The organism is Micromonospora sp. NPDC051296 (assembly GCF_040682255.1).
In the GTDB taxonomy this organism is placed as follows: domain Bacteria; phylum Actinomycetota; class Actinomycetes; order Mycobacteriales; family Micromonosporaceae; genus Micromonospora; species Micromonospora craterilacus.
The window spans coordinates 1-5528 of sequence record NZ_JBFBAO010000421.1 but is presented as its reverse complement, the minus strand read 5'-3'; the positions used below and the strand labels follow the sequence as shown (position 1 = coordinate 5528).

Sequence of the window (5528 nt, the reverse complement as noted above, 5' to 3'; positions counted from 1 at the left end):
CACACCAGGCCCAGGCCGAACAAGTGCTCATCCGCCAGCGGCTACCCACCAGGAGTCTGCCTCACCCACCGGCCAACTCCCACAACTCATTAGGGGCCGTGTGGTGGGGGTGTCCCAGGGCGGCAGGTCTATCGTTGATCGCCGAGCAGGAGCGAGCACGGGGACGCTGATGACCATGCGGGACACCGATCGGGCGCTGGTGCAGGCCGCCAGCGCGGTGGCCAAGCTGCGCTGCCGCAGCGCCGCCCACACCCTCGCCTCGGCGGCCCGGACCGCCGAGGGTCGGGTCGTGTCCGGCGTGAACGTCGTGCACCCGCCGGGGGGTGCCTGCGCCGAGGTGGTCGTACTCGGGGCCGCCGTCACGCAGGGCGTGAGCGAGTTGGAGACCATCGTCACGGTAGGCGACCGCGGCCGAACCGTGGTGGCCCCCTGCGAATCGTGCCGTCGGCTGCTGGCCGACCGCTTCCCGGCGCTGCGGGTGATCGTCGGCCCGGTCGACGACCCACGGGTGGTGCCGGTGACCGAGTTGCTCGCCGCCGCCGACCTCGCCGACTGACGCCGGCAGGGCGGCCCCGGCGTCAGTCGCCTGCGGCGACCTCCAGCATCGAGCGGGGGACCGGCACGTTCTCGAAGCGGACGTTGCCCTCCGGCACCATCCACGAGAACACGTGCGCGATCAGCTGACCTGACCGGACGGCGGGGTCGTTGTGATAGAGCTCGCGGGCCATCTCCGGGTCGACCGAGAGCACGGCGATACCCCGGATCTGCTCGTTGTCGTGGTCGACGAACGGTCCGGCCGCGAGCACCGCACCCTGTTCCACCAGCCCGGCCTGGTGCGCCAGGTGCGCGTCCTCCAGCAGATCGGCCGCATCTCGCGGCAGGTCGGGAGCGTCCCCCGGCCGGACCAGGAGCACCATCGTGTGCTGGTCGAATCGCATATCCACACCCTAGGGGCCGATATGCGTCCTGTGGGCCTGATGTCCACTACCTCCGGGTCGCCGAATCAGCACTGGCGGTCCGCCCGAGGTGGAGCGGACCGCCAGTGCTGGCTCGGTTAACGGTCAGGCGCGGCCGGCCGACGCCAGGTCGGCGGAGGCCGGGGCGGTGCTGCGGCGACGGCCGAACAGGAGGTGGTCCAGGCTGAAGCGCCCGGCGCCGACCGCCGCCAGCAGGAGGCTGGCCGCGGCGAGGGTGAGGACGAGTTCGTAGCCGCCCTGGTCGACGAAGAGGCCGTTGCCGGCATGTACGAAGACGAACGCGCCGATCATCTGCAAGGCGAGCAGAACCCCGGCGACCGGCACGGCCGCGCCGAGGATCAGTGCCGCGCCGCCGAGCAGTTCGACGCCGGTGGCGAACCAGGCCGAGGTGGTGGGCAGGGGTACGCCGACCTGGCCGAAGAAGGCGGCCGTCCCGTCGACTCCGTTGGTGACCAGCTTCTGCCAGCCGTGGGCGAAGAACACGATGCCGACACCGATCCGGGCGAGCAGTACGCCGACGTCACGGATGGGAGTGGGCAGGGTCATGGGTCTCCTCCTCGTTCAGGTGATCGCTGGTTGACCGGCCGGGCCCGGGACACCGGAGGAAGTCACCGCGCTGGCCTGGTGGCCGTTGGACGGTGACGCAGCGGACGGAAGCGCAGACACCGGTCGAAACCGGTCAGGCTCGCCGCTGCGACCAACCGTAGCGACAAATGATTGAGGGTTCAACCTTTGACGGTGAAAGTTTGGGCTGTCTCGGTGCCGCCGCCGGTCAGGCGGCGGCGGACCAGATGGCGCGGAAGGCGGCAGCCTCGCCGGCCAGCCAGCGCTCGATCTCGTCGGGCTTCACCCGGTCGGGCATCCGGTGGGTGACGCCGCGGCGGACGTCGACCAGGACCGGTTCGGCGTGCGGCAGGACGGCGTCCATGTGGCGGGCCGTCAGGTGCAGGGCGGCCAGCATCGCCTCCTCGCTGGGCGGGGCCTCGTCGAAGTGCAGCCGGACCGCCTCGGCGCGGCCGTCGGCGAACCGGATGCCGAAGTGGGGGTTGATCTTGATGGGGAGGTCGCCCAGCATGGCCAGGGCGTCCCGGGTCTGGGCCAGGTCGACGCCGGTCGGCTCGCCGAGCGAGTGCAGCCAGGCCGTCGCCCCCGGCATGAGGGCCTGGTAGAGCGGGCGCCACCGGGGCTTGACCACGTCGACCACCTGCGTCAGGTGGGTGCCGCCGGTGTGGAAGGCGATGTCGGCCTTGAGCGCCTTGACGAATTGGCCGTGAGGGTTGAAGCCGGAGCGGCTGGCCCGCTGCCGACGCAGGCCGCCGACGAAGCTGGCCTTGGTGGGACCGGTGCGGTCGACGTACCGGGTGAAACCGAGGAGGGTGGCGTACGGCGTGAGGGGGGTGGAGATGGGTGCGGTCACGAGCATCCTCCCAGGTCAGGAACTCGATTAGTACATACATTCTAATCGACGGGTCTGACATCGCCCAGGGAAGATAAGGGGCCACCCGGACACTCCGGATGGCCCCTGAAGAAAGAATTTTCTAGAGCTGACCGACGTCGGTGATCCGCACGACCGCAGCGCCCGCCTCGTCGGAGGCGGCCAGGTCGACCTCGGCGCTGATGCCCCAGTCGTGGTCGCCGTCCGGGTCGTCGAGGATCTGCCGCACCGTCCACCGCTCCCGACCCTGCTCGATCATGAGCAGCGCCGGGCCGCGGGCGTCCGGCCCGGTGCCGATCTCCCCGTACGACTCGAAGTACGGCTCCAGCGCGTCGGCCCAGGCGTCCGCGCCCCAACCGGAGTCCGCGTCCAGCTCGCCGAGCGCGTCCCAGTGCCGCAGCGCGGCCAGCTCCACCCGGCGGAACAGGGCGTTGCGCACCAGCACCCGGAACGCCCGTGCGTTGCGGGTCACCGCAGTCGGGCGGTCCTCCAGGGCGGAGGCGACATCGGGCAGGTCGGTCGGGTTGCGCAGCCGCTCCCACTCGTCGATCAGGCTGGAGTCGACCTGCCGGACCAGTTCACCGAGCCACTCGATCAGGTCGACCAGTTCCTCGGTCTTGGCCTCCTCGGGCACCGTCTGCCGCAGCGTCTTGTACGCGTCGGCGAGGTAGCGCAGCACCAGGCCCTCCGAGCGGGACAGCCCGTAGAACTGCACGTACTCGGTGAAGGTCATCGCCCGTTCGTACATGTCCCGGACGACGGACTTGGGGGAGAGCTGGTGGTCGGCCACCCACGGGTGCCCCTGCCGGTACATCTCGTACGCGTTGTCCAACAGGTCGGCGAGCGGCTTGGGCCAGGTCACCTCGTCGAGCAGTTCGAGGCGGGCCTCGTACTCGATGCCCTCGGCCTTCATCGCGGCGACCGCCTCGCCGCGGGCCTTGAACTGCTGCGCGGAGAGCACCTGACGCGGGTCGTCGAGGATCGACTCGATCACGGACAGTACGTCGAGGGCGTACGACGGGGACTCGGCGTCCAGCAGTTCGATGGTGGCCAGCGCGAGGGGTGACAGCGGCTGGTTGAGCGCGAAGTCGAGCTGGAGGTCGACGGTGAGCCGGACCCGCCGGCCGGTCTCGTCCGGCTCGGGCAGTTCCTCGACCACGCCGCCGGCCTTCAGCGCCCGGTAGATGGCGATGGCCCGCCGGATGTGCCGGCGCTGGGCCGCCCGGTCCTCGTGGTTGTCGGTGAGCAGGTGCCGCATCGCGGCGAACGCGTCGCCGGGCCGGCCGATGACGTTGAGCAGCATCGAGTGGCTGACCTGGAAGCTGGACGTCAACGGTTCCGGCTCGGCCGAGACCAGGCGGTCGAAGGTCGGCTGGCCCCAGCCGATCGACCCCTCCGGCGGCTTCTTCTTGACCACCTTGCGCCGCTTCTTCGGGTCGTCGCCGGCCTTGGCGAGGGCCTTCTCGTTCTCGATGACGTGCTCGGGGGCCTGCACCACGACCCGGCCGAGGGTGTCGAAGCCGGCCCGCCCGGCCCGGCCGGCGATCTGGTGGAACTCGCGGGCCTTGAGCAGCCGGGTCCGGATGCCGTCGTACTTGGACAGGCCGGTGAACAGCACCGTGCGGATCGGCACGTTGATGCCGACGCCGAGGGTGTCCGTACCGCAGATGACCTTGAGCAACCCGGCCTGGGCCAGGGTCTCCACCAGCCGGCGGTACTTGGGCAGCATCCCGGCGTGGTGCACGCCGATGCCGTGCCGGACCAGCCGGGACAGCGTCTTGCCGAAGCCGGAGGTGAACCGGAACCCGCCGATCGCCTGGGCGATCATGTCCTTCTCGGCGCGGGTGCAGACGTTGACGCTGGTCAGCGCCTGAGCGCGCTCCAGGGCGGCGGCCTGGGTGAAGTGCACGACGTAGACCGGGGCCTGCTTGGTCTCCAGCAGCTCCTCGAGGGTCTCGTGCAGCGGCGTCATCGCGTACGAGAAGAGCAGCGGGACCGGCCGCTCGGCCGAGCGGACGACGGCGGTGGGCCGGCCGGTACGCCGGGTCAGGTCGTCGACGAACCGGGTGGTGTCGCCGAGCGTGGCCGACATCAGGACGAACTGCGCCTGGGGCAGCTCGATCAGCGGTACCTGCCAGGCCCAGCCCCGGTCGGGTTCGGCGTAGAAGTGGAACTCATCCATGATCACCTGGCCGACGTCGGCCCGAGTGCCCTCGCGCAGGGCCAGGTTGGCCAGGATCTCCGCGGTGCAGCAGATCACCGGTGCGTCGGCGTTGACGCTCGCGTCGCCGGTGAGCATGCCGACGTTCTCGGCGCCGAACACCTCGCAGAGCGCGAAGAACTTCTCCGACACCAGGGCCTTGATCGGCGCGGTGTAGAAGGTGGTCCGGTTGTCGGCCAGGGCGGCGAAGTGCGCGGCGATCGCGACCAGGCTCTTGCCGGAGCCGGTCGGCGTATTCATGATCACATTCGCCCCGGAGACGATCTCGATGACCGCCTCCTCCTGGTGGGGGTAGAGATCCAGGCCGCGCTCGGACGCCCAACTGGCGAACGCGTCGTAGAGGGTGTCGGGATCGGCGGTCTTCGGCAGCGCGGCGGTGAGTGTCATGGCCGGTCCATGGTGCCTGGATCATGCCCTCGGATGCCAGCCGGGGCCCTTCCTTACCGGCGGCGGTAGAGCAGGTCGGCGACCGGGCGGCCGGCGTTCTGCGCCCGCCGCTCGAACCGGGTCACCGGCCGGTGGGCGGGCCGGGGCGCGAAGCCGTCGTGCAGGTTGACCAGGCCCGGGTCGGCGTCCAGGGTCGCCCGCATCGACTCGGCGTACTCGGCCCAGTCGGTGGCGCAGTGCAGCGTGCCGCCGACGGCCAGCCGGGAGCGCAGCAGCGCGACGTGGGTCGGCTGGATCAGCCGGCGCTTGTGGTGCCGGGACTTGGGCCACGGGTCCGGGAAGAAGGCGTGCACCGCGTCCAGCGAGTCCGGCGGCAGCAGCCGGAGCAGCTCCAACGCGTCGCCCTCGGCGACCCGTACGTTGCCCAGGCCACGCAGGTGGACCAGGTCCAGCAGGTTGGCAATTCCGGGCGTGTGCACCTCGACCGCCAGATAGTCTCGATCCGGGT

General features: G+C 70.7%; 6 protein-coding genes. 1 reads left to right on the top strand and 5 read right to left on the bottom strand.

Features of this window, described 5'->3' with window-relative positions; genetic code table 11:
- The first annotated feature begins 175 nt into the window (after window positions 1-175).
- Complete coding sequence (locus AB0M52_RS29730; RefSeq protein WP_363960620.1) at window positions 176-556, top strand: cytidine deaminase; 381 nt, start codon at window positions 176-178, stop codon at window positions 554-556.
- 22 nt (window positions 557-578) lie between these two features.
- Here AB0M52_RS29730 and AB0M52_RS29725 read toward each other — a convergent pair whose 3' ends face one another.
- The 5 genes from AB0M52_RS29725 to AB0M52_RS29705 all read right to left on the bottom strand — a co-directional run.
- Entirely contained in the window at window positions 579-938 is a 360-nt protein-coding gene (locus AB0M52_RS29725) for a YciI family protein (RefSeq protein WP_363960618.1), read from the bottom strand.
- 123 nt (window positions 939-1061) lie between these two features.
- Window positions 1062-1523, bottom strand: coding sequence for a DoxX family protein (locus AB0M52_RS29720; protein WP_363960616.1), 462 nt, complete (start codon window positions 1521-1523; stop codon window positions 1062-1064).
- Window positions 1524-1749: 226 nt separating this feature from the next.
- A complete protein-coding gene (locus AB0M52_RS29715; RefSeq protein WP_363960614.1) occupies window positions 1750-2394 on the bottom strand; it encodes a hypothetical protein in 645 nt (214 codons plus the stop codon).
- A 121-nt stretch (window positions 2395-2515) separates the two neighbouring features.
- A complete protein-coding gene (locus tag AB0M52_RS29710) occupies window positions 2516-5020 on the bottom strand; it encodes a DUF3516 domain-containing protein (RefSeq protein WP_363960612.1) in 2505 nt (834 codons plus the stop codon).
- Window positions 5021-5073: 53 nt separating this feature from the next.
- Window positions 5074-5528: tRNA (guanine(46)-N(7))-methyltransferase TrmB (locus tag AB0M52_RS29705; RefSeq protein WP_363960610.1), on the bottom strand; the 455-nt coding region annotated here is incomplete at its 5' end.